Consider the following 25,385-nt stretch of genomic DNA (forward strand, 5'->3'; position numbering starts at 1 on the left):
ACTGTAGGAGCGAGCTTGCTCGCGAAAAACGCACAGGCAACGCTTTTATCCAGGATACCTGCGTTATCGTTGACGTTCTTCGCGAGCAAGCGCTCCTACAGTGAGTGTGGGCGCCCATTGAGGGCTTGCTTTGGGGGTGTATTTCAAGGCAGGCTCTGGGTGTGCAATATTCCCATCGCCGTGTCAGGTATTTTTTATGTCGCTACGCGTCTGCATCCTGGAAACCGATATTCTGCGTCCCGCTTTGATCGATGAGTACCAAGGCTATGGGCAGATGTTCAAGCGCCTGTTCGCCAAGCAACCGATAGCCGCCGAGTTTGTGGTCTACAACGTGGTGCAAGGCGAGTACCCGCCGGATGACGAAGTGTTTGACGCGTACCTGATCACCGGCAGCAAGGCCGATTCGTTCGGTATCGACCCTTGGATCCAGACGCTCAAAACCTACCTGCTCACGCGTTATGAGCGCGGCGACAAGCTGCTGGGCGTGTGCTTCGGCCATCAGTTGCTCGCGCTGCTGCTGGGCGGCAAGGCCGAACGTGCCAGCCAGGGCTGGGGCATGGGCACCCACGCCTACAAACTGGATGCCAAGACGCCATGGATGAGCCCCGAGGTGCCGGAGCTGACGCTATTGATCAGCCACCAGGACCAAGTCACCACCTTGCCAGAAAACGCCACCGTGATCGCCTCCAGCGAATTCTGCCCGTTTGCCGCGTATCACATTGGCGACCAGGTGCTGTGCTTCCAGGGCCATCCGGAGTTTGTTCACGACTATTCCCGTGAGTTGCTGGAAATACTTCAGACAACCCTGGGTGAAAAGGTCTACAGCAACGGCGTGGCCAGCCTGGAGCGCGACCACCACGGCGTGACCGTGGCGGAGTGGATGATGCGCTTTGTGGCGCACCAGCCTGAAGCCAAGGCTTAAAGCCAGCCCGAACGCTTGAAGCTGGCCCATAAACCGGTACAGCCCAAGGTAATAAAACCGAGCACCGCAAAATAGCCGTAGTGCCATTGCAGCTCGGGCATGTTCTGGAAGTTCATCCCGTAAATCCCCGCCACCGCCGTGGGGAACGCCAGGATCGCCGCCCACGCGGCGAACTTGCGCTGCACCACGCTCTGGCGCGAAGCCTCCAGCAACACACCGATCTCGATGGTCTGGCTGGCAATGTCGCGCAGGGTGGTGAGGTCTTCCATCTGTCGCGTAACGTGGATTTGCACATCACGAAAATACGGGCGCATGTTCTTGTCGATAAACGGGAAGCTGAGCTTCTGCAACTCTTGGCTGATTTCCACCATCGGCGCCACATGCCGCTTGAGCCGCAGGACGTCACGACGCAGCCCGTGGAGGTGCTGGATATCGCGCTCATTGAGTGAACTGCACAGCACGTTGCGCTCCAGCTCATCGATCTCGGCATGGATCGCCTCGCTCACCGGCTGGTAGTTTTCAGTGACAAAATCCAGCAACGCATAGAGTACGAAATCTTCCCCATGCTCCAGCAATAGCGGCCGCGCCTCACAGCGTTGGCGCACAAAGCCGTAGGACGCCGAGTGACCGTTGCGTGCGGTTATGATGTAGCCGTTGCCGGCAAAAATATGGGTTTCGATAAACTCCAGCTTGCCGTTCTCGCGCACCGGTGAGTAGGTGACGATAAACAGCGCGTCGCCGAAGGTTTCCAGCTTCGGGCGGCTGTGTTTTTCCATGGCGTCTTCAATCGCCAGCTCGTGCAGGTTGAACTGGCGTTGCAGGTTGTTCAGTTCCTGGGCGCTGGGTTCTTCCAGGCCGATCCACACAAAGTGCCCAGGTTTGGCGGCCCAGGCCGCGCCTTCATCGAGAGTGATATCCGAGACTTTCTTACCGGCGCTGTAGACGGCAGCCGCAACAACTCTACCCATGGTGCTGATCACTTCTTATCAAGAGGACAGATGTTGGGCAGCTTAGCCTGAATGGCGTTCCGTTGTTGCTGGCTGATATCACTGATCGTTCCCACGCTCTGCGTGGGAATGCCGCCCGTGACGCTCCGCGTCACCCTAAGCGGGCGCCTACGCGCGTTGCAGTTCGCGATCCATCTGTGCAATGCACTCATCCATCTGCGTCTGACACGTCAGCAGCAACTGAGGGATGTCATCCACCGTCAAGCCACAGGTAGGAATCGGCGGCAACGAGCGTATCAGCACACTGCCACTGTCCCAACGATTGAGCTTCATCTGCGTCACGTAATTGCTGACACACACCTGCACGATAGGCACACCGGCCGCAATCGCCATATGGAATGCGCCTTTCTTGAACGGCAACAACCCTTTGCCCAGGTTGCGCGTACCTTCCGGGAACACCCAGATTGACGTGTCCTCATGCTGCAAGGTATGCGTGGTGGTCAGCATCGCACGCCGGGCCTTGTGCGCATTGCCACGGTCGATCAACACATTGCCCGCCAGCCAGAACAACTGGCCGAACAGTGGTACCCATTTCAGGCTTTTCTTGGCGATGCAGACCGTGCGGTGGGGCACTACATTGCCGAACACAAACAAATCGTAATTGGACTGATGGTTGGCGATCACCACGCAGGTACCGGGCTTGTTGCGCAGCGAGTCGACGTCGGTCTTTACGTTCAAGCCCAGGATCCGCATGGCCGGCAACGCATAGAGGCGAGCGCAGAGACGGCTGTTGTCCGGGTTGAACGGCCTGCACACACCGACCAGCACACCCAGCACGCCAGCGATCATAAAATGCAGGCCCATCAACAACATACGCAACAGAAAAAGCATCGACACGGCCCATAGGGACAAAAGGTGGCGCAGTGTACGGATGTGCACTGTATTCGGCAATTGCCCCTACAGACGTAGGAGATAGCCGATGTTTAAGCGCATGTTTCCACATGAGCCGATAACGGCTAGCTAGAGCGGCTACGGACGTTTCACATTTATAGGTAAGAAAAAGCCCGACTCAAGGTCGGGCTCAGGCACAGCAGGTGTAGGACTTAGCTCAGGCTATGGCCCTGATCCTGGATGATTGCATCGTCCAGGGCTTCAAGCAGTGCGCGGCGCACTTTCAACTTGGTGTGCTTGTGCGCGTTCATATTGATCTTCTTCAACTGCCGCGCTGCTTCCAATGCTGCAGCGTGCAGTTCTTCGGGTGCCACCACCTTGTCGAGGAAACCGGCGTGCAAGGCGCCTTGCGGATCAAACATCTCGGCATTGATCACCGAACGCTGAAACGCCGACTTACGCAGGCGATCCCGCGCCAACTCGATACCGGCGTGGTGCATGGTCATGCCAATCGCCACTTCATTGAGGCCAATGCTGAACGCGCCTTCGACGCCAATCCGATAATCCGCCGACAACAACAGGAACGCACCCTTGGCCACCGCATGCCCAGGGCAGGCCACAATCACCGGGAACGGATGCGCCAACATCCGCCGCGCCAGGGTCGAACCCGAGGTCACCAGGCTGATTGCCTCTTTAGGGCCGGCGGTCATCACCTTCAAGTCATAGCCACCCGACAAAATCCCCGGCGTGCCCGTGATGATCACCACCGCCCGATCCTTCTCGGCCTGATCCAGCGCCGCATTAAACTCACTGACCACCGCCGGAGAAATGGCATTCACTTTGCCGTTGCTCAGGGTCAGGGTCGCGATACCGTCTTCGAAGTGGTAGGCAATCAACTCACTCATGACGCGGTTCCTTGTAGGGCTTGTTATAGAGGTAGATGCGCAGACGTTACTCACCACGCCCCCGCGGGTAAAGCGCCGTGACTGACTACCCAGTCAGGCTTTTGCCCCATCCCCAAGGGTAGACACCCCGCAGCAGGGCGCAGCAAGCGCTCCAGACGCGTGCCGCCGCTGCCTGAGAATGGCACAATCACCACCCCTTGCCGCGCGGTGAATGGCATAACGGTCTAACCGCATGAAAATTCTGAAAAAAACCTTTGCCATCAGAAAGGCTTTCGACTACATTAGCGCGCCTCGACAGACTGAACTGGTTTGACGAGATACGGTGAAGTGTCCGAGTGGCTTAAGGAGCACGCCTGGAAAGTGTGTATACAAGAAATTGTATCGAGAGTTCGAATCTCTCCTTCACCGCCAAATTCGATGTAAACAAAACCCCTGGTTTCGAAAGAAACCAGGGGTTTTGTGATTTCTGGGGTTTGAAAAGTACAACTTTTATCAGTTCAGTTGTCTGGCCTTTCAGTCTGCGGCCCCATGACGTCACACCCTGTGCCTAAGCCCGCCCTCAATGCCTATGCCGATGATGCACATCCGGAAAGTGCGCATGGCTATGCCTCATCACTCCATGTGCATGCACATGGCTATGAGGCACCTTCGAGTCCCACTCAAACCCATGCTCATGCTGATGATGCTCATCATGCACATGCCAGTGCCCATGTTGCGTTGCCTCATGCAGATGCTCATGGGCATGCCGCTCCGTCAGGTGCAGCCACACGCCCACGGCCATCAGCGCCGAGGCAATCCAGAAGGCCGCGGTCACCGACTCGCCAAATACCAGCAACGCCACTGCAGCACCGAGAAAGGGTGCCGTGGAGAAGTAAGCGCCGGTGCGCGCGCTGCCCAGCCCGCGGAGGGCCAGCACGAACATCACCAGGCTGATGCCATAGCCGAGGAAACCTACCAGTAGAATCGGCGCCAGTTGCGCCACGCCCGGAATCTGCGCCCCCAGGTAAAGCGCCAGGCTGCAATTCACCAACCCCGCAATCAAGCCCTTGGCCCCAGCGATAAAGAGCGCGTCAGACGCCGACACCTTGCGCGTCAGGTTGTTATCAATGCCCCAGCACAAACACGCCAGCGCAACGGCGAGCGGTCCGGTCCAGTCCTGATGGCTGCTGTCAGCACCGGACCACGACAACACCACGCCGCCCAACACAATGGCGAGCATGCCGAGGACGATGCGTCGGTCGGCGTTTTCGCGGAACACGACCCAGGCGATCACGGCGGTCAGTACCGACTCAAGGTTGAGCATCAGGGAGGCGCTGGCGCTGGTGGTGCGGGTCAGGCCGAACATCAGTGCAACGGGGCCGAGGAGGCCGCCGAAGGCGATGGCGCCAAGTAGCCAGGGCCATTCCGATGGGGTTAGCCCGGTAGGTTTCCAGCCGCGATCACGGATCAAGCGCACACCGGCAAGGCCAATGCCGCTGCCGAGGTAGAGCAGGCCGGCGAGCAGGATGGGCGAGAGGCCCAGGCCAAGACTTTTGGCGAGCGGGGTGCTGGCGCCGAACAGGGCGGCGGCCGCGAGGGCGTATATGATGCTGAGGTTCATGGGCCATCCTCGAAAGTCAGGCCCATGATACGTCGCTTGCCGGGGTCAGCGCCCTGGCAATTTCGTACTTTATTGCGCGGTTTTCAGCTTGATCACATCACCGGAGATTTTGGTGGTGTAACCGTTCAATACCCAAGCCCAGAACCACTTTTCCTGCACTTGTGTGTTGATCAACGCGTCGCCGCCCTTGGCCTTGATGGCTGCATCCTGGGCGCGTACGAAGCGGTTGTTCTGGCCGATGGGGATGACGCCCAGCAGCATGATGCCGGTGGCGCTGGCTTCGCTGTGGCCGAGGACGGTGTATTGGCTGGCGTCGTATTGCTGGGTTTTCATGGCGGTGCCGGTGCAACCTGCCAGGGTGAAACCAAGTACGGCTGCTGCAACGACTTTACTGACGTATTTCACTTATAACTCCATAAATTCAATCTCGAGATTCAATTCTCGGGGGGGCGACACTCTAAGCGCTCAGTTGGCAGATTGAAATCAATCAGCGAGGCTGGGTCGCAGTCTGGCGGGTACTGCGCGGTGATCCCATTGCAGCCTGGTTGGGGCTCGACAGCGCCCACATTTATTCTTCGGCGTGTCAGAGATGCAGCCACGCCAGGCCACCCAACATCACCGCCACCCCGCCGGCGGTGTACGACATGCGTTTGAGCCATTCCTTGCGCGTGAGCAGGGTAATCGCCGCCAATGAAATCGCGATCTGAATCGCCGTCATCGCCTGGGCCCAGCGATGGTGCTGGTGCAGCGCTTCCTCGGATTTGTGGTCCCAGTCCCGTGAAGTGGCCTCAAGCGTTTCGGCCTGTTTACGCACTTCTTCCTTCTGGCGCTTGTAGCGCTCGATCTCCGCCTGGTAATGCGCCGCATCCACGCCGGGAATATGGCTGGCCAGTTCTGCCAGGTTCTGGCGGCTGGATTTGGCCTGGTAGTAGTTCCACTGGTTAGCGGCTTCGGTCTTGATGATGGCGGCGTTGTTCTTGTCCATCGCAGCTTCACTTTCGCTGGAGCCGGCCTGATAGCTGAGCATGGCACCGACGGTCGCCATGATCGCGGTCATCACGGCGATACGACTGGCAAAGCTATCGCCGCGGCCGTGAGCATGCTCGGTGGTGTGTTCAAGGTGTTTTTCGTGGGGGCTGGGAACTTCGAAGGCTTCGGACATGGGGCGACCGCGAACGGATTGAGGTGCGCTGATTGTTCACCAGCGCAGCTGTCTCAAGCCTGTACGTAACGCTGCAAACCTGCCACCAGTGCATCGAATGTCACCCGGCAGCGTGGGCTGTTGCGCAGGTCTTCGTGCATGCTGACCCAAGTGTCCATTTTAAACGCGAAGCCGTCAGGCAGCACTCGGCGCAGACGTGGGTCGCGCTGGGCCAGTTGTACCTGGCACCCACCGATGCCGGCACCGGCGCGGATCATTGCCAGTTGCGCCAGGTCGCTGTCGCTACTGATGGCGAAGGCGTTGCGCTCAAAACCCTTGATTGCCAGGCTGCGGATAAATGCAGTGGCTTGATCAAAGCCGATGACGGAGTGGCCGGCCAGGTCGTGCATGTGTTGGGGGATGCCGTGTTGCTGCAGGTAATCGTCACGGGCATGCAGGCCGACTTCGATCAGGCCGATACGCCGCGCCAGCAGCTGCTCCTGGCTGGGGCGCACCATGCGCACGGCAATGTCGGCTTCCAGCTGCAGCAGGTCGCTCAAGCGGTTGGTCAGCACCAGTTCCACCTTCAGGTGCGGGTGTTCCCGGTGCAATTGCGTGATGATCGGCGGCAGTACCTCCACACCCACCACTTCACTGGCCGATACTCGTACCACGCCGCGCACCTCATCGCCTTGGGACGAGGCGGCGCGTTCAAGGGCGGCGGCGGTACGCGCCATGGTTTCTGCATGCGCCCGCAGTGTGTGGGCGACCGTAGTGGGTAATAAGCCTGAGGGCGAGCGGGTGAACAACACGACGCCCAGCGCCGTTTCCAGCGCGGCGATGTGCCGCCCTACCGTGGGTTGGGTGATGCCGAGCTGCCGTGCGGCCCCCGACAGCGATCCTTCCTTGAGTACACCGAGAAATGACCGGTAAAGCTCCCAACCGATATTCGTAGCCATACATAAATGTATAGCGGCTCGATACTCTTGGGCAATTCCTCTATAGCTGTTCCGCATCCAACATACCCTCATCAACCAACAGTGGGAGAGGGTGATGAGCAAGGTTCTGGTTTTGGGTGCAACCGGTGGCATTGGTGGCGAAGTGGCGCGGCAGTTGAGCGCGGCGGGCTGGGAGGTGCGGGCGTTGACTCGGGATCTGATCAAGGCTCGCAGCCAAAATCCTGTTTTTACGTGGCTAAAAGGCGATGCCCTGAATCGCGACGACGTGATCGCGGCCGCCCGGGGCTGCGCGGTAATCGTGCACGGCGTCAATCCGCCGGGTTATCGCAAATGGGCCGAGTGGGTGTTGCCGATGATCGACAACTCCATTGCGGCGGCCATCTGCGAAGGCGCGACAGTCGTGCTGCCCGGCACGGTCTACAACTTCGGGCCGGATGCATTCCCTGTGCTGCACGAAGACTCACCCCAGCACCCGCTGACTCGCAAGGGCGCGATCCGTGTGCAGATGGAGCAGCGCTTGCGAGCCGCTTCCACTCAGGGCGCCCGGGTGGTGATTGTGCGCGCTGGGGATTTTTTCGGCGCCAGGGTGGCCAATAACTGGTTTGCCCAAGGCTTGGTCAAACCCGGCAAACCGGTGCACACCATCCGCTACCCAGGCGATTACGGCGTGGCCCATCAATGGGCTTATCTGCCGGACGTAGCGCGTACAATGCTTGAGTTGATTGAGCGTCGTGCCAGTCTTGGCGCCTTCGCCTGCTTTCATATGGCTGGGTACATGGATGCGGACGGTGCGCAGATGGCTAAGACGATCCAGCGTGTGGTGCTGCGCAGGACGGGCCAGCAACCCAGGGTCGGCGCGTTTCCCTGGTGGTTGTTGAACTGGGCGGCGCCTTTTGTCGTCACCGTGCGTGAGATGCAGGAGATGCGCTACCTGTGGCAAACACCGTTGCGCCTGGATAACCAGCGCCTGCTCGCGACGCTCGGCCATGAGCCCCACACACCGCTGGAACAGGCGGTGGAGGCCACCCTGGTTGGCCTGGGTTGCCTGCCTACTTGCGTTTGATCAGGCGTGCATACACGGCGAGGTTGACCACCACCACCACGGCCCCCAGCACTAATTGAGTATTCGCAGTCAGCCCGGCTGGGTAGATCATCGTCAGAATGTAATGCTCGATAAACCCACCGCCATAACCATCCTGCCCGGCCAAGTGGCGAAACAGGTTTTCCCAACGGGTGAGTGGGCAGGGCAGGTGCAGCACCTCTACCGCGATGCCCCAGGCAACGGCGGGCAGGTGCAGCCACATTACCCGGGGCCACTTCAGGGTGAGCAGGCCGCCGAACAGCACGAACAGGATAAAGGCCAGGTGGAACAGCACGAGGCCGTCGGCGGCTAGGCGGTAGAGCATGTGTGAGCTCGATGTAAGGTGAAGGGATAGGTGAAGTTTTGCAGCGTGCCGTTATAGCTCCAGTTGACGGGCATTGATACCGAACGCTTTGGCTATCTTTTCTCGCGTGGTGCGGCGGGGTTTGCTGACCGCTTCCTGCTGGGCAAATGCCGACTGTGAAATACCCAGGCGTTTGGCGACTTCTTCCTGGGTCAGGCTCAGGTGCTCGCGCCACGCGCGAATAGGTGTTGCGCCATCCACCAGGCGGCTGACTACCGCATGGGGTATCAGGTTTGGATCGTTTTGCTGCGCCACATAGTGTTCATAGGGAATCACCACATAGGCTGGCTCGCCCTGCGTATTGTGGATGATCTGTACGGCAGTAGGTTCGCTCGTCACGTTTTTTAACCTCTTGGATGCTGACGACCTGGATGCTGCCGTCCCAGTCGAAAAGGACCCGGTAATGACTTACCCGCAAGCGATAGCTGTGAGGATGGTTAACCAGCGCCTTGACGTTGATTGCATCGGGCATGTGTTCAAGAGCGGACACGGCATCGCGTACCTGTTGCTGATGATACGAATGCAACCGAAGCAATTGTTTGACGGCTTTTCGCGTCCATTGGATTGAATTCATGGGAGGTTAATAAGTCTTTTATAAGGTTTGCAATCGGTATTTTCAGATCCGCGTCAACGGGTCATGACGTTTTCCTTTCAAACCCTAGACGGCCGCCGTCAGCGCCGACGGGTAAAACTGTTGCGTGGTATGAATCAACGGAAGGCCCACGAAGGTTGCTTGCAGGCAATGAGGGCCGTTATTGTGCTGAATCCTTTTAGTCCTCGCCCCAAGGTTGTGTTGTGATGAATGCACCGCGTACCGCTGTCCCGATCAAAGCCGTTATTTTCGATATGGACGGGTTGTTGCTGGATACCGAAGGCATCTACACCGAAGTCACGCAGATCATTGCCGAACGCTATGGTCGTACCTACGACTGGAGCATCAAGCAGCACATCATCGGGCGGGGTGCCCAGGATTTGGCCGATTACGTGGTCAAGGCCCTGGACCTGCCGATCACGCCCGCCGAGTTTCTGGAAATACGCGAACCGCTGATGAGCGAGCGCTTTCCCAAGGCCCAGGGCATGCCCGGCGCCGAGGCGTTGGTGCGGCATTTGAAGGCGCACAATATTCCGATTGCGGTGGGCACCAGTTCATCGCGTAACTCGTTTGGCCACAAGACCACCCTGCACCGTGAATGGTTTGGCCTGTTCGACACCATCGTCACTGCCGATGACCCGGAAGTCGGCGCCGCCAAGCCAGCGCCGGATATCTTCCTCACCGCCGCGCGCCGGTTGGGTGTAGCGCCTGAGGATTGCCTGGTGTTCGAAGACTCGCCGTTCGGCGTGACGGCGGCGAAGGCTGCGCATATGACCGCTATTGCGGTGCCCGATGAGGCGATGGCTGACAGCAAGTACCAGCATGCTGACCAGATTATTCGCAAGCTCGCCGACTTTGATTTGGCCGCCTACGGCTTGCCCCCCATGGCCTGACCCCGCGCGGTCAAAAATGTGGGAGCTGGCTTGCCTGCGAAAGCGGTAGTGCAGTGACAGATGCTGCACTGACACACCGCCTTCGCGAGCAAGCCCACTCCCACATTTGGGTTGCGGTTCTGCAAAAATCAGGCGCTGAAACCACCATCGATGGTCAGGCTGGCGCCCGTGATATAGCCGGCTTCCGGCCCGGCCAGATAGGCCACAAAACTGGCAATCTCCTCCACATGCCCATACCGTCCTACCGCCATCAACCCGATCAGGCTTTCGGCAAAATCACTGTTCGCCGGGTTCATATCGGTGTCCACCGGCCCAGGCTGCACGTTGTTGATGGTGATGCCCCGTGGCCCCAGGTCCCGCGCCAATCCCTTGGTCAACCCCACCAGCGCCGCCTTGCTCATGGCGTAGGGCCCGCCACCGCCAAAGGGCATGCGTTCGGCGTTGGTGCTGCCGATATTGATCACGCGGCCACCTTCGCCCATGTGCTTGGCGGCTTCCTGGGTGGCGATAAACACGCTGCGTACGTTGATCGCCAAGGTCTGGTCGAAGTCTTCCAGCTTGAATTCGTCCAGCGGCGCGATGGCCAGCACGCCGGCGTTATTCACCAGGATATCCAGGCGTCCAAACGCCTCGACCGTGGCGTTGACCGCAGCGCGAATCGCCGTGGCATCGGCGCTGTCGGCGTGAATCGCCAGAGCCTGACCCCCTGCGCTGATCACCTCGTTCTGCAGTGTTTCAGCCTTGGCGGCCGAGCTGACGTAGGTAAAGGCAACCGCTGCCCCCTGGTCGGCGAGGCGCTTGACGATGGCGGCGCCGATGCCGCGGGAACCGCCTTGAATCAAGGCGACTTTGCCGGTGAGGTTGTGTGTGGTCATGTCGATCTCCGAGGTAGTTGATGGAGCGAGTATCGACCTCACCCGCGCTGCTCGGTAGCCCGTGGTTGCTATAGTCTGTGTAAACCAAAAGTTTAGAGTTTGGCGATATGGAAAGCTTTGGCAGTATCGAATGCTTTGTGCGCAGCGCCGAGGGTGGCAGCTTTGCCGAGGCTGCTCGGCACCTGAGCCTGACCCCGGCGGCGGTGGGTAAAAGCGTTGCCAAGTTGGAGGCGCGCCTCGGTGTGCGACTGTTCCAGCGCAGCACTCGGCGTCTGGCGCTGACCGAAGCCGGCAAGATGTTCCTGGCGGAAGTCAGCGGCAGCCTCACCACCATTCAGAATGCGGTCGCCAACCTGGCCAGTGCCGAAGGGCGGCCGGTGGGCACGCTCAAGGTCAGCATGGGGCCAGTGTTCGGGAACCGGTACGTGGTGCCGTTGCTGGGCGAATTTATGCGGCGTTGTCCGGATATCAGCCCGGACTGGCATTTCGATAACCGCCAGGTCGACCTGATCGGGCAAGGCTTCGATGCGGCCATTGGCGGCGGGTTTGAGCTGCCCCAAGGCGTGGTGGCGCGCAAGTTGACCCCGGCGCACCGGGTGCTGGTGGCGTCGCCGGATTACCTGGCGCGGTGCTCGCTGGTGCTGGCGCCCGATGACCTGTCGCACTGCCTTGGCATCTTGATCCGCTCGCCGCAGACAGGCCGGGTGCGTTCATGGCAACTGACCCATCGTGAGCGCGAGCACAGCCCTTTAGTGCTGAAACCGGCGATGACCATGAGCGACTCCGAAGCCGCTTGCTGCGCGAGTGCCCAGGGCCTTGGCATCGCGCTGGTGAGCATGCCGATGGCGGTGCCGTTCCTGGACAGCGGTGCGTTGGTGCGAGTGTTACCCGATTGGTATGTGGACGACGGCAATATTTCCATCTACTACGCAGAGCATAAATTGCTGCCGGGCAAGACGCGGGCGTTTGTGGATTTCATTATTGAGCAGTTCGCCGAGCAGAAACTGGCTCAACGGTTCAGTGCTATCTGAGCAGGGCCTTGCATCGAGTCGTGGCCATCGCGGGCAAGCCCGGCTCCCACAGTGATCGCAATCCAATGTGGGAGCCGGGCTCACCCGCGATGCAGGCGCATCGGTCTACCGCCCGAACTTGCCCGGCCAGCCGATGACCTTCTTCGGCCGCGGTGTCGCATAAGTTCTGACCTTCGAAGTCGACAACCCCAACCGCACCAACGACTCGGCCACCATCACCGCCGCCGCTACCCCGTCCACCACCGGCACCCCGGTGCGCTGGCGAATCTGCTCGTCCAGCCCGGCCATGCCGCCGCAGCCCAGGCAGATCACCTCGGCCTTGTCGTCGCGAATGGCCAGTTCCGCCTGCTGCACGATGGCTTCCATGGCGCCCACCGGGTCTTCTTCCAGCTCCAGCACCGCCATGCCGCTGGCACGCACCGAAGCGCAACGCTGGTAGAGGCCGGCGAGTTTCAGCCGGTCTTCAATCAGCGGCACCGTGCGGTCCAGGGTGGTCACCACCGAGTAGGCGTGCCCCAGGAACATCGCGGTGCTGGCCGCCGCCTCGGTGATATCCACCACCGGCACGTTGAGCAATTCCTGCAACCCTTCACGGCCATGCTCGCCATAACCGGCCTGGATCACCGCATCAAAGGGCTGGTCGTAGGCCATGACCCGATCCATCACGGCGATGGCTGCCAGATAACTTTCAAAGTTGCCTTCCACCGATTCTGCGCCGAAGTACGGGGTGAGCCCGACAATCTCGGTGCCCGGTGAAGCCACGGCCCGTGCTTGCTGGGCAATGGTGTCGGTGATGGATTCGGTGGTGTTGACGTTGACCACGAGGATACGCATGGAAAGTCCTTGTTTAATGACTGACGTTATCGACGGCAATGCTTTCGCCGCTGACATCGGCGTAGTGCGGTTGACGCTTGGCAATCAGCAGGTACAGCAACCCGGCAATGCCGGCGCCAAACAACCAGGAAAACGGCGAGACGCTGGCAAACCCCGGCAACAGCGCCAGCAGGATGGCGATCACTGCCGCCGGAATGAACGCGGCCACCGCACGCATATTCACCCCGCGGCTGTAGTAATAAATGCCTTGGGGGTCTTCGCTGTACAACTGCGGTACATCCACCTGGCTTCTACGAATCAGCCAGTAATCGACCATGATCACCCCGTACAACGGCCCCAGCAGCGCGCCGAGGCCAGAGAGGAAATACACGATCACCAGTGGGCTGTTATAGAGGTTCCACGGCAGGATCAGCACGGCAACGAAGGCGCTGATCAACCCGGCGCGCCGGAAGTTCAGGTACTTGGGCGCCAGGTTGCTCAGTACAAAGGCCGGGGCGACGAAGTTGGCCATGATGTTCACCGCCACGGTGACGATCAGGAAGGCCAGGCAGCCGAGCACGAGAAAGAAGGTGTTGGGGATCGCCGCGATGATTTCGGTCGGGCTTTCGATCACGCGGCCATTGAGCTGGAACTGTCCGCCGCACAGCAGCACGGTAATCGCGGCGAACACCAGGATATTGACCGGCAGGCCCCAGAAGTTCCCGACCTGGATGGTCTTGCGGCACGGCGATGAACGCGCGAAGTCGCAGAAATTGAGGATCAGGGTGCCGTAGATGGCCAGCCACAGCGCGCCGCCGGCAAAGATATTGCGCCACATCTCGCCGCCACTCAGGGGCTCGCGGATCGACCAGGCGATCTGCCCGTTCGCCTGGAAGTACATCCAGCCGGCCAGTGCGGCCACGGTCAGCAGTATCACCGGCCCGGCGAAGCCTTCATAGCGACGTACCATTTCCATGCCGTAGGCGAGGATCACCAACTGCACCAGCCAGATCGCCACAAAACACGCCCAGCCCAGGGTCGACAGCCCGAGAATCGAGTCGTGGTCATAATCGGCAAACCCTGGATGAATGGCGGTCAGCAGCACGCGGAAAACTACCGAGGCCAGGTAGGTCTGGATCCCAAACCAGGCAATCGCAATTACCGCCCGAATCAACGCCGGAATCTGCGCCCCATGAATGCCAAAACTGATGCGGCTGATAACCGGAAACGGCACACCGGTCTTCTGCCCCATGTAGCCCGACAAGTTCATGAAGAAGTACACCAGCGCCGCGCCGATCCCCAGGGACAGCAATATTTGCCAGCCGCCCAGGCCCAGGGCATAGAGCCCAATGGCGAATGAATAGTTGGCGATGTTGTGCACGTCATTGGTCCACAGCGCAAAGATGCTATAGCGCCCCCAGCGTCGGCCTTCGACCTTGGTGGGCGCCAGGTCCTTGTTGTGCAGGCGCGGGCTGAGTACCAGCGGGCCGGGGCCTGTGGCTGCAGGATTCAGGGGGGAGGAGGGCAGATCCAGTGCGAGGTTGTTCGAGAGACTTGTACGCATTCCGGCAGGCTCCAGCGCATCTGCAGCAAAGCGGCGGATGGCAAAGTGTATGTAGGTTTTGTATTGATTGTATACAAAGCGCACTTCTGCCTAAGCCATATGCGTGCCAATTCTCGATATATGAAAATCTTGGCTAATTTCGTTTTTATATAGGTCGCGAATAACTTACTGAATTACAGGCACTATAAGTTGACCGTTTGAACAGGTATTTATTTTTTCATTAATTGCAGGGTTATTTATATGCAGCGCCATTGGCGCAGGGAGATGTTACGTTTTGGTGCGTTGCACATTAAGTTGCACACAAAAATGGCACCTATGGTTACAAGGTTGTGTACAGATTTACCCGACCCCCAAAGCAAATATCGCTTTATGTAGGAGCGAGCTTGCTCGCGAAAAACGTCAACGATAACGCGGGCTTCCTGAATAAACGCGGCGTCCGTGAGTTTTTCGCGAGCAAGCTCGCTCCTACAGAGGCGGTGGCATCGTAGGCTCAAGCCTTGCTGATGATATTCCCCGCATGCAGCCCGCATTCCTTCTGCGTGGCTTCTTCCCACCACCAGCGGCCTTCACGCTCATGTTGGCGGGGCAATACCGGCCGAGTGCAGGGCTCGCAGCCGATGCTGATAAACCCGCGCTCATGCAGGCTGTTGTACGGCAACTCCAGCATGCGGATGTAGCCCCAGACCTCTTCGCTGGTCATCTGCGCCAGCGGGTTGAACTTGTACAGGGTGCGTTCCGGTGTGGAGAACGCCGTGTCGATTTCCAGCGCCGCCACCTGGCTGCGAGTGCCGGGGCTCTGGTCGCGGCGCTGGCCGGTGGCCCAGGCGCTGACACCGGCGAGTTTGCGGCGCAGCGGTTCGATCTTGCGGATGCCGCAGCATTCGCCATGGCCGTCCTTATAGAAGCTGAACAGGCCTTTCTCTTTGACGAAGGGCTCCAGCTTGCTCGGGTCTGGCGAGACCAGCTCGATGTCGATCTTGTAGAACTCACGCACCTGCTCGATAAACCGGTAGGTCTCCGGATGCAGGCGGCCGGTGTCGAGGCTGAACACCTTGACGTTCTTGTTCAGCTTCCAGGCCATGTCCACAAGGACCACATCCTCGGCACCGCTGAAGGAAATCCACAAGTCATCGCCGAACTGGCTGAACGCCAGCTTGAGAATGTCCTGGGCAGACTTGTTGGCATAAGTCGTGGCGAGTTCAACGACGTCGAAGGCTTGGTTCATCAGGACGGTTCCTACAGGTCAGTGGCGCTGAGCGCTCTCTAGGAGGGCGATGGTATCAAAAACTGTCCCGCGTTGCGGTGGCGGGCTTGAGTCGCTAGAGTTCGGCAGTCCTTTTGCTCGCTCAACTAACAATATCTAACAGGAGTGTCGTGTGGAAATTGCCTGCCTTGACCTGGAAGGGGTACTGGTTCCGGAAATCTGGATCGCCTTTGCCGAGAAAACCGGCATTGAGTCCCTGCGGGCCACCACCCGTGACATCCCCGACTACGACGTGCTGATGCAACAGCGCCTGCGCATCCTCGACGAGCATGGGCTCAAGCTGGCCGATATCCAGGCCGTTATCGCCACGCTCAAGCCGCTGGACGGCGCCATTGAGTTCGTCAATTGGCTGCGCGAGCGCTTCCAGGTGGTGATCCTGTCCGACACCTTCTATGAGTTCTCCCAGCCGCTGATGCGTCAGCTGGGTTTCCCGACCTTGCTTTGCCACCGCTTGATCACCGATGAAAACGATCGGGTGGTGAGCTACCAACTGCGCCAGAAAGACCCCAAGCGCCAATCGGTGCTGGCATTCAAGACCCTCTACTACCGCGTGATCGCTGCCGGTGATTCCTACAACGACACCAGCATGCTGGGTGAAGCTGACCGTGGGATTCTGTTCCATGCGCCGGACAATGTGATTCGCGAATTCCCGCAGTTCCCGGCGGTGCATACGTTTGAAGACCTGAAGAAAGAGTTTATCAAGGCGTCGAATCGGCAGTTGAGCCTGTAAGTTATGCGGCGCGGCTGATTGCCCCATCGCAGGCAAGCCAGCTCCCACCTTTGACCATGTAACGTCAAACGACGCGGTCAACTGTGGGAGTCGGGCTTGCCTGCGATGGCGTCGGCGCCGTCACACCTTACCCTCGGCCAGCAAGCGCTCATAAGGAATACGCAAGCCTTCATGCAGACGCTTGATCATCGACAGGCTCAGCTTGCGCTTGTGGTTCAGCACCTCTGACACCCGCCCACTGGTGCCGATAAACGGCTCCAGATCGCGGGCGGTCATGCCCAATTGCTCCATGCGAAACTTGATAGCCTCTACCGGATCCGAAGGGGGCATGGGGTAATGCTCGGCTTCGTACTTCTCGATGAGGACTGCCAGGATTTCCAGCTCATCACCTTCAGGCGAGCCGGGTGGTGCTCCCCATACCTGCTCGACTCGTACGAGTGCCGCAGTCAGGTCTTCCTGGGAGTGAATAGGTTTGATGTTCATCACGCAGTCTCCGCGTTGATCTGGTCGTACTGAGCGTGGGTCCCCACGAACCGTATAAACCCTAGTTGTCGCTGGTAGTCGATCGCCATGATCACTCGATACTTGTTGCCGCCAACGTTGAACACGACCCTGCCACCCTTAAGAATGCTCGCTGTTCTGAGTTCGGCCTTGAGTGCTTGCGGTGTTGGATAATTGGCCTTTTCCATGTGCCGATACAACTCGACCAGCGGTGTTCTGGCGTCGCTATAAGCTGAATGGCTTTCCCAGAATATTCGTAGGGTAGATAGAGCGATTATCCGCATCGCTTCAACCTCCCGTTTTGGGAGATCATAGGTGCGATTGCGTGGATAGGCAAACTCGGAAATATTTCCAGACGAGGAGGTAGTCGCTTCATGTGATCCTTCACAGGTGGCGGGTGGACGGTCGCTCCGGACGCTATCTGCAAGCGTCTATCCCGTCCACAGCGGTTCTGATTCAGGCTTTTTCTATCGCATGGCGTTCTACTCGAACGCTAGGAAGGGGCTGTGCCCTACAGATTTTCCAACGTTTGTAACAACACACGCACCTTCGTCAGCGACTCCTGATACTCCGCCTGCCACTCTGAATCCGACACAATCCCGCCGCCACCCCAGCAACACACCTGCCCATCCTTGACCAGCAAGCTGCGAATCGCGATGGAGCTGTCCATTTCGCCGCGCACGTCCAGGTACACCAGCGAGCCGCAATACAACCCGCGGCGGGTGGGCTCCAGCTCATCGATGATCTGCATGGCGCGAATCTTTGGCGCGCCGGTAATGGAGCCGCCAGGGAAGCTGCCGGCTATCAGGTCGAGGGCGTCTTTGTCGTCGGCCAATATGCCAGTGACACTGCTCACCAGGTGGTGCACGTTGGGGTAGCTTTCCAGGCTGAACAGCTCCGGCACTTTCACTGAGCCGATTCGGCAACTGCGGCCGAGGTCGTTGCGCAGCAGGTCAACGATCATCAGGTTTTCTGCGCGGTCCTTGGGGCTGGCGAGCAGCTCAGCGGCGTTGGCAGCGTCCTCTTCCGGTGTTAAACCGCGAGGGCGGGTGCCCTTGATCGGGCGGGTTTCGACCTGGCCTTCGCTGATGCGCACGAAGCGCTCCGGCGACAGGCTCAGCACCGCGCCGTCATCGGGCAAACTCTGGAACCCGGAAAACGGCGTCGGGCAGGCTTCGCGCAGCGCGCAGTAGGCTGCCCATGGATCGCCGATGCACGGCGCACGAAAGCGTTGGGCAAAGTTGACCTGGTAGCAGTCGCCGGCCTGGATGTAATCCTGGATACGCAGGATGGCCTGCTGGTACGCATCCACGCTGAGGTCCGGCGCCATGGTGCCCTGGAGCTTGAAGGTGGTGGGGGTGTCACCTGTTGCATGACTGAACAGGGCGATCAGACGTTGCCGCTCGCTATCGGCCAGCACCGGGTGAAACACCAGTTGGCTGGTGTGCGCCAGGTGATCGCTGACCAGTGCCCAGGCATACAGCCCCAGGCGCGCATCCGGCAGATGCAGGTCGTCCACGGCCAGGCGCGAGACCTGTTCCAAGTGCCGGCCGAAGTCATAGCTCAAGTAACCGATCAAACCGCCGGCAAATGGCAATTCAACGCCAGCAGGCAGGGCCGCCTCACCCAACTGCGCCAGGTTCTCGCGCAGGCGTTGCAGGAAATCGCTGCCGCGTTCATCCGGCCCAACCGTCAAGGTCGCTTCGGGCCAGGCGCTGAGCAGGTCATAACGCCCCCGCTCGGCAGCCGGGCGGCCGCTGTCGAGCAGCACCGCGCCAGGCGCATGGCGAATAGCCGCAAAGTACTCGGCGGGGTTGGCCCGGTAGGGTAAGGGGTAAACGGAGCAGGTCGACATGCGAGGGTGAATCAGCCAGTGGCGGGGGGGAGGGGATTGTAGTCCTCTGTAGGACTTGCTCCTAGAGGGGATGTCGGTGATAGCTCGATAGAGGGTATAGCCTGAGGGGCAAGTGGCTTGTCAGAAAGCTATCGCAGGCAAACCAGCTCCCACCTATCGAGCCCGGGCTTGCCTGCGATGCGCTGCTTAGCCTTCAACCGGCGGAATATGCCCGAACATCTCCTGCACGAACTTCACCCGTTCCTCGGGGGTTTCTGTCACCCCGGCTGCCTTGAGCTCTTCAAGCCGTGCCTCCACCGCATGGGTGCGCAAAGTCAGGCCGCAATCGTTGGCAATCTGGATGTTCAGCCCAGGCCGAGCGTTCAGCTCAAGGATCAATGGGCCTTTTTCCTGGTCCAGCACCATGTCCACGCCGATATAACCCAGCCCGCACAGCTCATAGCAGCCGGCGGCGAGCTTCATGAAACCGTCCCAGTTGGGCAGTTGCACGCCATCCACCGCGTTGGTGGTGTCGGGGTGCTTGGTGATGATGTTGTTCAGCCAGGTGCCGCGCAGGGTCAGGCCGGTGGCCAGGTCTACACCCACGCCGATCGCGCCCTGGTGCAGGTTGGCCTTGCCGCCGGACTGGCGGGTGGGCAAGCGCAGCATCGCCATCACCGGGTAGCCCATCAGCACGATGATGCGGATGTCCGGCACGCCTTCATAGCTGATGCTTTTGAAGATCTGGTCGGGCACCACGCGGTACTCGATCAACGCGCGGTCGCGGTGGCCGCCGAGGGAATACAGGCCGGTGAGGATGCTGGAAATCTGGTGCTCGATCTCCTCATGGCTGATGATTTTGCCGGACACCGTGCGATAGCGCCCTTCAAACCGGTCGGCCACCACCAGGATGCCGTCACCGCCGGCGCCCTGGGCGGGCTTGATCACGAAGTCGCTGCGCCCGCCGATGATCTCGTCGAGCTTGTCGATTTCCTTCTCGGTGGAGATCACCCCGTACATTTCCGGTACATGGATGCCGGCCGCCAGGGCCCGTTCCTTGGTGATGATCTTGTCATCCACGATGGGGTACAGGCTGCGCTTGTTGTACTTGAGCACGTAGTCGGCATTACGCCGGTTAATGCCCATGATTCCCCGCGCTTCCAGGGCCTTCCAGGTCTTCCAGAAGCCGAACATCAAGAATCAGCCTTCAGGAACGCCTTGAAACGCACCAGCTCGGTGAGGCGATAGCCGCGGTAGCGACCCATGGCCAGCATGAAGCCCACCAGAATCAGCAGGATCGCCGGGAAGGTGAACACGAAGTAAACCAGCTCCGGCACGCTCATGATCAGGTGCGCCAGGGACGCAGCGAACAGCGTGCCAATCGCCACTTTCAGCGCGTGGTTGGCGCCACGCTCCTCCCAGGTGATCGACAGGCGTTCGATGGTCATGGTCAGGATCACCATCGGGAACAGCGCCACCGACAAACCGCGTTCCAGCCCCAGCTTGTGGCTGAACAGGCTGATGGCGGCAATCAGCACCACCACGAAGGTCAGCACCACCGACAGCCTCGGCAGCATCTGCAGTTTAAGGTGTTCAAGGTACGACCGGAGCGACAGGCCCAGTGCCGTGATGATCGTGAACAGCACAATCCCGAAGCCCAACTGGGTCTCGCGGAATGCCAGGGCGATCAGTACGGGGGTGAAGGTGCCCAGGGTCTGCAGGCCGATCAGGTTGCGCAGGATCAAGATTACCAGCACGCCTATCGGGATCATCACCATGATCATGAAGGTCTGCTGGGTTTGCAGCGGCAGGCCGTACAGCGAGTATTCGAGGAAGTTGGCGTCGGTGTTTTCGTCCGTCAGCTTGGCCAGGCGGATGGCGTTCATCTCGCTGTTGTTCAGGCTGAAGGTCACCATGGCTTTCTTGCCGCCATCGACGGTGATCAGGTTTTCATCGCCGGTCCACCACAGCAGGCGGTCGGCGGGCAGGCCCTGTTCACCAGTCTCCGGGTTGAAGTACAGCCAGTCGTTGCCGTTGAAACTGCGCAGCCACAGTTCCGGGGTTTGCGGCTGGTCGGCCACCAGGCGGATGGTGTGGACTTTCTCTACCGGCACGTGGGCGATGGACAGCAGCAGTTCGACGATCTTGGCTTTGTGCGACGTCGAGGGGTCGCCGGCCAGCAGCAACTTCACATTGTCGTCGTTGAGGTTGTTGGTGCGCTTGATGGCTTCACTGATAAAGGTCTCGACGTCGGCCGAGTGCTGGCGGATCGGGGCCAGCAAGGCTTCGGCGGCGATCTTCTCGGGGCCTTCAACGGCGATGCTGTCGCGGAAGGTCGGGCCTTTGATCTTGACCTTTTCGCCGCTGTAGCGCTTGGTCAGCACCAGGCGGTAATAGAGGGTCTGGTTGCCCTTGGCCCGACGCGCCGACCAGGTGACCTTGCGGTTGCCGTCGATGCGGTTGACGCTCACCCCGTAGTTGTTCGAGATAAAGCTCTCATTGAGGCTGACGAAGTCGCGGCTCAAGGGCGGCACGAACATCTGGATCTTGACCGGGTCTTTCGGGTTGGCGACGAACTCGACCTTGGCGTCGATGTTCCACAAGTCGTCGGTGGCATCTTCGGTGACGGGAATTCCCAGCACGAAGATCTGATAAGCGGTGACCGAAATGCCCAGCACCACCAGCAAGGTGATCAGGATTTTCAGGTGCAGGGTCAGAGAGCGCATTCGGTTTACTCGGCGGTATTAAGCGTCGGCGGCGCAGGCGGGGTTTCCTGCTGCATATTTAAGACTGGGGTCGACCAGCGCATCAAAGCGTTTCAAGGCTTCGGAGCCAATCAGCAGCGGGTATTGGAATGCGCTGCGGTCAGTCAAGTTCACTTCGATGCTGCGTAAAGCACTGCCCATGCAGATATCCAGCGCAATCACTGGGCGGGCGGTGTAGTTCTTGTCCTCATCGGGGTCGTAGTCGCCGGCGCGGCGCTTGATCTTGCTGACACGCGCCAGGGGCAGTTCGATGGGGTGGGAATGGGCGGTGTCGATGGCCAGGTAGAAGCGTACCCAGGATTCGCCATTGCGCTTGAAGCGCTTGATATCGCGGGCACTCAACGAGGCGGTCTTGGCGCCGGTGTCGAGTTTGGCCGCCACTTCCAGGTCGATACCCGCAAGCTTGGCGTATTCATTCAGGCCGTACACGGTCTTCTCGGCGCCAGCGCCAAGGCTCGGTATGCACAGCAGGCACATCACTAGTAGGTAAGGCTTGAGTCTCATAAATCCTGAGGCAGGGCAGTGCACTGTTCATTTCATGGGGACTGGCATTGCTGCGCAATCTCGGGTGCGCCCTTTCATCATTTGATGTCAGGCAAAAGCGGCGGGCATTCTAACATGATGCTTTTTTGGCGCCAGCGCTGGCAGGCGGCCATGCCTTGGCAAGCGAATGAGGGGGTTATTAGACGATTGTCGACAATGTGTATTTATTCTTTGACTGTGAGAGGCTTATTGGCTAGTTTTTGCGGCATTGATTTTAAAGGTGTCGACAATATGCTGGGGCAACTGGAAAAACCATCGGTAGTACCAGACGATTCCCAGACCATGTCGGAGAACGTCTTCCGGCGTATCCAGGCCGCCATCGTCAAAGGCGAAATCGCCCCCGGCAGCAAGATTTCCGAGCCGGAGCTGGCGCGCACCTACGGCATCAGTCGCGGCCCGCTGCGCGAAGCGATCCATCGCCTGGAAGGTCAGCGCCTGCTGGTGCGGGTGCCTCATGTCGGCGCACGCGTGGTGTCTTTGAGTCATGCCGAGCTGGTCGAACTGTATGAGATTCGCGAGTCCCTGGAAGGCATGGCCTGTCGCCTGGCCGCCGAGCGCATGACTGACGCAGAGATCGAGGAGCTGCGCCAGGTGTTGCACACCCACGAACGGGATGCGGCGTTCCAGGCCGGTGTCGGCTATTACCAGCAGGAAGGCGACTTCGATTTTCACTACCGCATCATTCAAGGTGCCGGTAACCGCACCCTCACCCAAATGCTCTGCGGCGAGCTGTATCAACTGGTGCGCATGTACCGCATCCAGTTCTCCGCCACCCCCAATCGTCCACGCCAGGCCTTTGCCGAGCATCACCGCATTCTGGACGCGATTGCCGATCGCGACGGTGAACTGGCCGAACTGTTGATGCGCCGGCATATCGGCGCCTCCAAACGCAACATTGCCCGTCACTTCCCGGACGGTGCGCCTTCATCACGAGGTGAGTCATGAGTTCCAACAACAACAGCACTCCCGGCCAGCGTTTCCGTGACGCCGTCGCCAGTGAACAGCCCTTGCAAGTGGTGGGCGCCATCAACGCCAACCATGCGCTGTTGGCCAAGCGCGCCGGCTTCAAGGCGATTTATCTGTCAGGTGGCGGTGTAGCCGCCGGCTCCCTCGGCGTGCCGGACCTGGGTATCACCGGCCTGGATGACGTGCTCACCGACGTGCGCCGCATTACCGACGTGTGCGACCTGCCGCTGCTGGTGGACGTGGACACCGGTTTCGGCTCCTCGGCGTTCAACGTGGCGCGTACCGTCAAGTCGATGATCAAGTTCGGTGCCGCCGCCATCCATATCGAAGACCAGGTGGGCGCCAAGCGCTGCGGTCATCGCCCCAACAAAGAAATCGTGTCCCAGCAGGAAATGGTCGACCGCATCAAGGCCGCCGTGGATGCGCGTACCGATGACAGCTTCGTGATCATGGCGCGCACCGACGCCCTGGCAGTCGAGGGCCTGGAGTCCGCCCTGGAGCGTGCAGCCGCGTGCATCGAGGCCGGTGCCGACATGGTGTTTCCGGAAGCCATCACTGAACTGGAGATGTACAAGCTGTTCGCCTCCCGCGTGAAGGCGCCGATCCTGGCGAACATCACCGAGTTCGGCGCCACACCGCTGTACACCACCGAACAGTTGAAATCTGCGGATGTTTCCATTGTGCTGTACCCGCTCTCGGCCTTCCGTGCCATGAACAAGGCCGCCGAGAATGTCTACACCGCGATTCGTCGCGACGGTACCCAGCAGAACGTGATCGACACCATGCAAACGCGCATGGAGCTTTACGATCGCATCGACTACCACACCTTCGAGCAGAAGCTCGACGCGCTGTTCGCCGCGAAAAAATAAACCCTGTGGTTCCCTGAACAACTACAAAATTGGAGAACGAACATGGCTGAAGCAAAAGTATTGAGTGGTGCTGGCCTGCGTGGCCAGGTCGCCGGGCAGACTGCACTGTCCACCGTGGGCCAGGCCGGCGCCGGCCTGACCTACCGTGGCTACGACGTACGCGAACTGGCCGCTGACGCCCAGTTTGAAGAAGTCGCCTACCTGCTGCTGTACGGTGAATTGCCAACCCAGGCAGAACTGGCCGCGTACAGCGACAAGCTGAGCAAACTGCGTGACCTGCCCCAGGCCCTGAAAGAAGTGCTCGAACGCATCCCCGCCGACGCCCATCCGATGGACGTGATGCGCACCGGGTGCTCGTTCCTGGGCAATATCGAGCCGGAGAAAGATTTCAGCGTGCAGCGCGATGTCACCGACCGCCTGCTCGCCGCGTTCCCGGCGATCATGTGCTACTGGTATCGCTTCAGCCACGACGGCCAGCGCATCGACTGCGTGACCGACGAGCCGAGCATCGGTGGCCACTTCCTGCACCTGCTGCATGGCAAGAAACCGAGCGAGCTGCACGTCAAAGTGATGAACGTGTCACTGATCCTCTACGCCGAACACGAATTCAACGCTTCGACCTTCACCGCACGGGTGTGTGCATCGACATTGTCCGACCTGTATTCCTGCGTCACCGCTGCCATCGGCTCCCTGCGCGGCCCGCTGCATGGCGGTGCCAACGAAGCGGCGATGGAAATGATCGAGCGTTTCTCCTCGGCCCAGGAAGCGGTTGAAGGCACCCTTGGCATGTTGGCGCGCAAAGACAAGATCATGGGCTTTGGCCACGCGATCTATAAAGACAGCGATCCGCGCAATGAGGTGATCAAGGGCTGGTCGAAAAAACTCGCTGACGAAGTGGGCGACACCGTGTTGTTCCCGGTCTCCGAAGCCATCGACAAGACCATGTGGGAACAGAAGAAGCTGTTTCCCAACGCCGATTTCTACCATGCCTCGGCGTACCACTTCATGGGCATCCCGACCAAGTTGTTCACGCCGATCTTCGTATGCTCGCGCCTGACCGGCTGGGCTGCGCATGTGTTCGAGCAGCGCGCCAACAACCGCATCATCCGTCCAAGCGCCGAGTACACCGGCGTTGAGCAGCGCAAGTTCGTGCCAATCGAACGTCGCTGAATGGGATGGGCTGTGCCCGCTGGCTCATGTGCTTGTTTGTGGGAGCTGGCTTGCCTGCGATTGCATCACCTCGGTGTACCTGTCACACCACAGTGATGCCATCGCAGGCAAGCCAGCTCCCACAGGAAACAAAGCCAGTGTCGACAGTTCACCTTTCGAACTTAC

The 25,385-nt window shown here is 59.7% G+C and carries 27 protein-coding genes, 1 tRNA gene and 1 pseudogene; 9 read left to right on the plus strand and 20 right to left on the minus strand.

Annotated elements, in window-relative coordinates; genetic code table 11:
* Positions 1–196: 196 nt before the first annotated feature.
* Entirely contained in the window at positions 197–922 is a 726-nt protein-coding gene (locus tag OC445_RS12730; RefSeq protein ID WP_054920497.1) for an amidotransferase, read from the plus strand.
* On the opposite strand, the gene OC445_RS12735 is transcribed toward OC445_RS12730, so the two are convergent.
* The 3 genes from OC445_RS12735 to OC445_RS12745 all read right to left on the minus strand — a co-directional run bounded on the left by OC445_RS12735 (position 919) and on the right by OC445_RS12745 (position 3,665).
* On the minus strand, positions 919–1,890 hold the full coding sequence (locus OC445_RS12735) for a magnesium and cobalt transport protein CorA (RefSeq protein ID WP_003193449.1): 972 nt from the start codon (positions 1,888–1,890) through the stop codon (positions 919–921). The genes OC445_RS12730 and OC445_RS12735 overlap by 4 nt on opposite strands.
* A 147-nt stretch (positions 1,891–2,037) precedes the next feature.
* On the minus strand, positions 2,038–2,760 hold the full coding sequence (locus OC445_RS12740; RefSeq protein WP_054920500.1) for a 1-acylglycerol-3-phosphate O-acyltransferase: 723 nt from the start codon (positions 2,758–2,760) through the stop codon (positions 2,038–2,040).
* Positions 2,761–2,972: 212 nt separating this feature from the next.
* Entirely contained in the window at positions 2,973–3,665 is a 693-nt protein-coding gene (locus tag OC445_RS12745) for a crotonase/enoyl-CoA hydratase family protein (protein ID WP_054920502.1), read from the minus strand.
* Between the two features lie 321 nt (positions 3,666–3,986).
* On the opposite strand from OC445_RS12745, the gene OC445_RS12750 reads away from it, so the two are divergent.
* Positions 3,987–4,076: transfer RNA gene (locus tag OC445_RS12750), tRNA-Ser, on the plus strand.
* A gap of 148 nt (positions 4,077–4,224) precedes the next feature.
* Here OC445_RS12750 and OC445_RS12755 read toward each other — a convergent pair.
* The 4 genes from OC445_RS12755 to OC445_RS12770 all read right to left on the minus strand — a co-directional run bounded on the left by OC445_RS12755 (position 4,225) and on the right by OC445_RS12770 (position 7,365).
* Positions 4,225–5,265: a DMT family transporter gene (locus OC445_RS12755; protein WP_198791432.1), complete on the minus strand. Its 1,041-nt coding sequence runs from the start codon at positions 5,263–5,265 to the stop codon at positions 4,225–4,227.
* A 69-nt stretch (positions 5,266–5,334) separates the two neighbouring features.
* Entirely contained in the window at positions 5,335–5,670 is a 336-nt protein-coding gene (locus OC445_RS12760) for a hypothetical protein (protein ID WP_003193349.1), read from the minus strand.
* A 178-nt stretch (positions 5,671–5,848) separates the two neighbouring features.
* A complete protein-coding gene (locus OC445_RS12765) occupies positions 5,849–6,427 on the minus strand; it encodes a DUF4337 domain-containing protein (protein WP_003193347.1) in 579 nt (192 codons plus the stop codon).
* A gap of 53 nt (positions 6,428–6,480) precedes the next feature.
* On the minus strand, positions 6,481–7,365 hold the full coding sequence (locus OC445_RS12770) for a LysR family transcriptional regulator (protein WP_054920598.1): 885 nt from the start codon (positions 7,363–7,365) through the stop codon (positions 6,481–6,483).
* Between the two features lie 94 nt (positions 7,366–7,459).
* Between OC445_RS12770 and OC445_RS12775 the strand changes: the two genes are divergently transcribed.
* On the plus strand, positions 7,460–8,428 hold the full coding sequence (locus tag OC445_RS12775; RefSeq protein WP_181124867.1) for an NAD-dependent epimerase/dehydratase family protein: 969 nt from the start codon (positions 7,460–7,462) through the stop codon (positions 8,426–8,428).
* Here the strand turns inward: OC445_RS12775 and OC445_RS12780 are convergent.
* From OC445_RS12780 to OC445_RS12790, 3 genes and pseudogenes are all read right to left on the minus strand, one after another.
* On the minus strand, positions 8,415–8,771 hold the full coding sequence (locus tag OC445_RS12780; RefSeq protein WP_014719513.1) for a DUF2784 domain-containing protein: 357 nt from the start codon (positions 8,769–8,771) through the stop codon (positions 8,415–8,417). The genes OC445_RS12775 and OC445_RS12780 overlap by 14 nt on opposite strands.
* Before the next feature lie 51 nt (positions 8,772–8,822).
* Positions 8,823–9,149: a helix-turn-helix domain-containing protein gene (locus OC445_RS12785; RefSeq protein WP_096143563.1), complete on the minus strand. Its 327-nt coding sequence runs from the start codon at positions 9,147–9,149 to the stop codon at positions 8,823–8,825.
* Positions 9,133–9,384 (minus strand): annotated as a pseudogene (locus tag OC445_RS12790) (type II toxin-antitoxin system RelE family toxin); the annotation flags it as partial. The pseudogene OC445_RS12790 and the gene OC445_RS12785, both read right to left, overlap by 17 nt.
* Before the next feature lie 224 nt (positions 9,385–9,608).
* Here OC445_RS12790 and OC445_RS12795 point away from each other — a divergent pair.
* A complete protein-coding gene (locus tag OC445_RS12795; RefSeq protein ID WP_054920599.1) occupies positions 9,609–10,295 on the plus strand; it encodes an HAD-IA family hydrolase in 687 nt (228 codons plus the stop codon).
* Positions 10,296–10,423: 128 nt separating this feature from the next.
* Here OC445_RS12795 and OC445_RS12800 read toward each other — a convergent pair whose 3' ends face one another.
* Positions 10,424–11,170, minus strand: coding sequence for a 3-oxoacyl-ACP reductase family protein (locus OC445_RS12800; protein WP_057976282.1), 747 nt, complete (start codon positions 11,168–11,170; stop codon positions 10,424–10,426).
* Positions 11,171–11,277: 107 nt separating this feature from the next.
* Here OC445_RS12800 and OC445_RS12805 point away from each other — a divergent pair, with 107 nt between their 5' ends.
* Entirely contained in the window at positions 11,278–12,201 is a 924-nt protein-coding gene (locus OC445_RS12805) for a LysR family transcriptional regulator (protein WP_054920603.1), read from the plus strand.
* Between the two features lie 105 nt (positions 12,202–12,306).
* On the opposite strand, the gene OC445_RS12810 is transcribed toward OC445_RS12805, so the two are convergent.
* The 3 genes from OC445_RS12810 to OC445_RS12820 form a co-directional block, all read right to left on the minus strand.
* Positions 12,307–13,035, minus strand: a complete 729-nt coding sequence (locus tag OC445_RS12810; protein ID WP_181124868.1) for an aspartate/glutamate racemase family protein — start codon at positions 13,033–13,035, stop codon at positions 12,307–12,309.
* Between the two features lie 13 nt (positions 13,036–13,048).
* Positions 13,049–14,578 carry an NCS1 family nucleobase:cation symporter-1 gene (locus tag OC445_RS12815; protein ID WP_181124869.1) on the minus strand — a complete coding sequence of 510 codons (1,530 nt, stop codon included), beginning with the start codon at positions 14,576–14,578 and terminating at the stop codon, positions 13,049–13,051.
* Positions 14,579–15,068: 490 nt separating this feature from the next.
* On the minus strand, positions 15,069–15,803 hold the full coding sequence (locus tag OC445_RS12820; protein ID WP_054920611.1) for a phosphoadenylyl-sulfate reductase: 735 nt from the start codon (positions 15,801–15,803) through the stop codon (positions 15,069–15,071).
* A gap of 151 nt (positions 15,804–15,954) precedes the next feature.
* Here OC445_RS12820 and thrH point away from each other — a divergent pair, with 151 nt between their 5' ends.
* A complete protein-coding gene (gene thrH, locus OC445_RS12825) occupies positions 15,955–16,572 on the plus strand; it encodes a bifunctional phosphoserine phosphatase/homoserine phosphotransferase ThrH (protein ID WP_014719505.1) in 618 nt (205 codons plus the stop codon).
* 120 nt (positions 16,573–16,692) lie between these two features.
* Here thrH and OC445_RS12830 read toward each other — a convergent pair whose 3' ends face one another.
* The 6 genes from OC445_RS12830 to OC445_RS12855 form a co-directional block, all read right to left on the minus strand.
* The gene (locus OC445_RS12830; RefSeq protein ID WP_034128345.1) at positions 16,693–17,055 is read right to left on the minus strand and encodes a type II toxin-antitoxin system HigA family antitoxin; all 363 of its coding nucleotides are present in this window, start codon (positions 17,053–17,055) and stop codon (positions 16,693–16,695) included.
* A complete protein-coding gene (locus OC445_RS12835; protein WP_034128346.1) occupies positions 17,055–17,357 on the minus strand; it encodes a type II toxin-antitoxin system HigB family toxin in 303 nt (100 codons plus the stop codon). Before OC445_RS12835 ends, OC445_RS12830 begins: the two co-directional genes overlap by 1 nt.
* A gap of 227 nt (positions 17,358–17,584) precedes the next feature.
* Entirely contained in the window at positions 17,585–18,928 is a 1,344-nt protein-coding gene (gene pabB / locus OC445_RS12840) for an aminodeoxychorismate synthase component I (RefSeq protein WP_054920624.1), read from the minus strand.
* A gap of 186 nt (positions 18,929–19,114) precedes the next feature.
* On the minus strand, positions 19,115–20,101 hold the full coding sequence (locus tag OC445_RS12845) for an alpha-L-glutamate ligase-like protein (RefSeq protein WP_003193326.1): 987 nt from the start codon (positions 20,099–20,101) through the stop codon (positions 19,115–19,117).
* Entirely contained in the window at positions 20,101–21,633 is a 1,533-nt protein-coding gene (locus tag OC445_RS12850; protein ID WP_181124870.1) for an inactive transglutaminase family protein, read from the minus strand. The genes OC445_RS12845 and OC445_RS12850 overlap by 1 nt, the downstream gene beginning before the upstream one ends.
* Before the next feature lie 18 nt (positions 21,634–21,651).
* Positions 21,652–22,176 carry an ATP-dependent zinc protease gene (locus tag OC445_RS12855; RefSeq protein WP_262020173.1) on the minus strand — a complete coding sequence of 175 codons (525 nt, stop codon included), beginning with the start codon at positions 22,174–22,176 and terminating at the stop codon, positions 21,652–21,654.
* Between the two features lie 270 nt (positions 22,177–22,446).
* Between OC445_RS12855 and OC445_RS12860 the strand changes: the two genes are divergently transcribed.
* From OC445_RS12860 to prpC, 3 genes are read left to right on the plus strand one after another with little or no spacing between them, the layout of a single operon-like run.
* Positions 22,447–23,160: a GntR family transcriptional regulator gene (locus OC445_RS12860; RefSeq protein ID WP_057976273.1), complete on the plus strand. Its 714-nt coding sequence runs from the start codon at positions 22,447–22,449 to the stop codon at positions 23,158–23,160.
* The gene (gene prpB, locus OC445_RS12865) at positions 23,157–24,050 is read left to right on the plus strand and encodes a methylisocitrate lyase (protein WP_003193320.1); all 894 of its coding nucleotides are present in this window, start codon (positions 23,157–23,159) and stop codon (positions 24,048–24,050) included. The genes OC445_RS12860 and prpB overlap by 4 nt, the downstream gene beginning before the upstream one ends.
* A 42-nt stretch (positions 24,051–24,092) precedes the next feature.
* Positions 24,093–25,220, plus strand: a complete 1,128-nt coding sequence (prpC, locus tag OC445_RS12870) for a 2-methylcitrate synthase (protein ID WP_054920630.1) — start codon at positions 24,093–24,095, stop codon at positions 25,218–25,220.
* Positions 25,221–25,385: the final 165 nt, after the last annotated feature.

The sequence above is a fragment of the Pseudomonas sp. Pse35 genome (assembly GCF_024519715.1).
GTDB classification, from domain to species: domain Bacteria; phylum Pseudomonadota; class Gammaproteobacteria; order Pseudomonadales; family Pseudomonadaceae; genus Aquipseudomonas; species Aquipseudomonas paracarnis.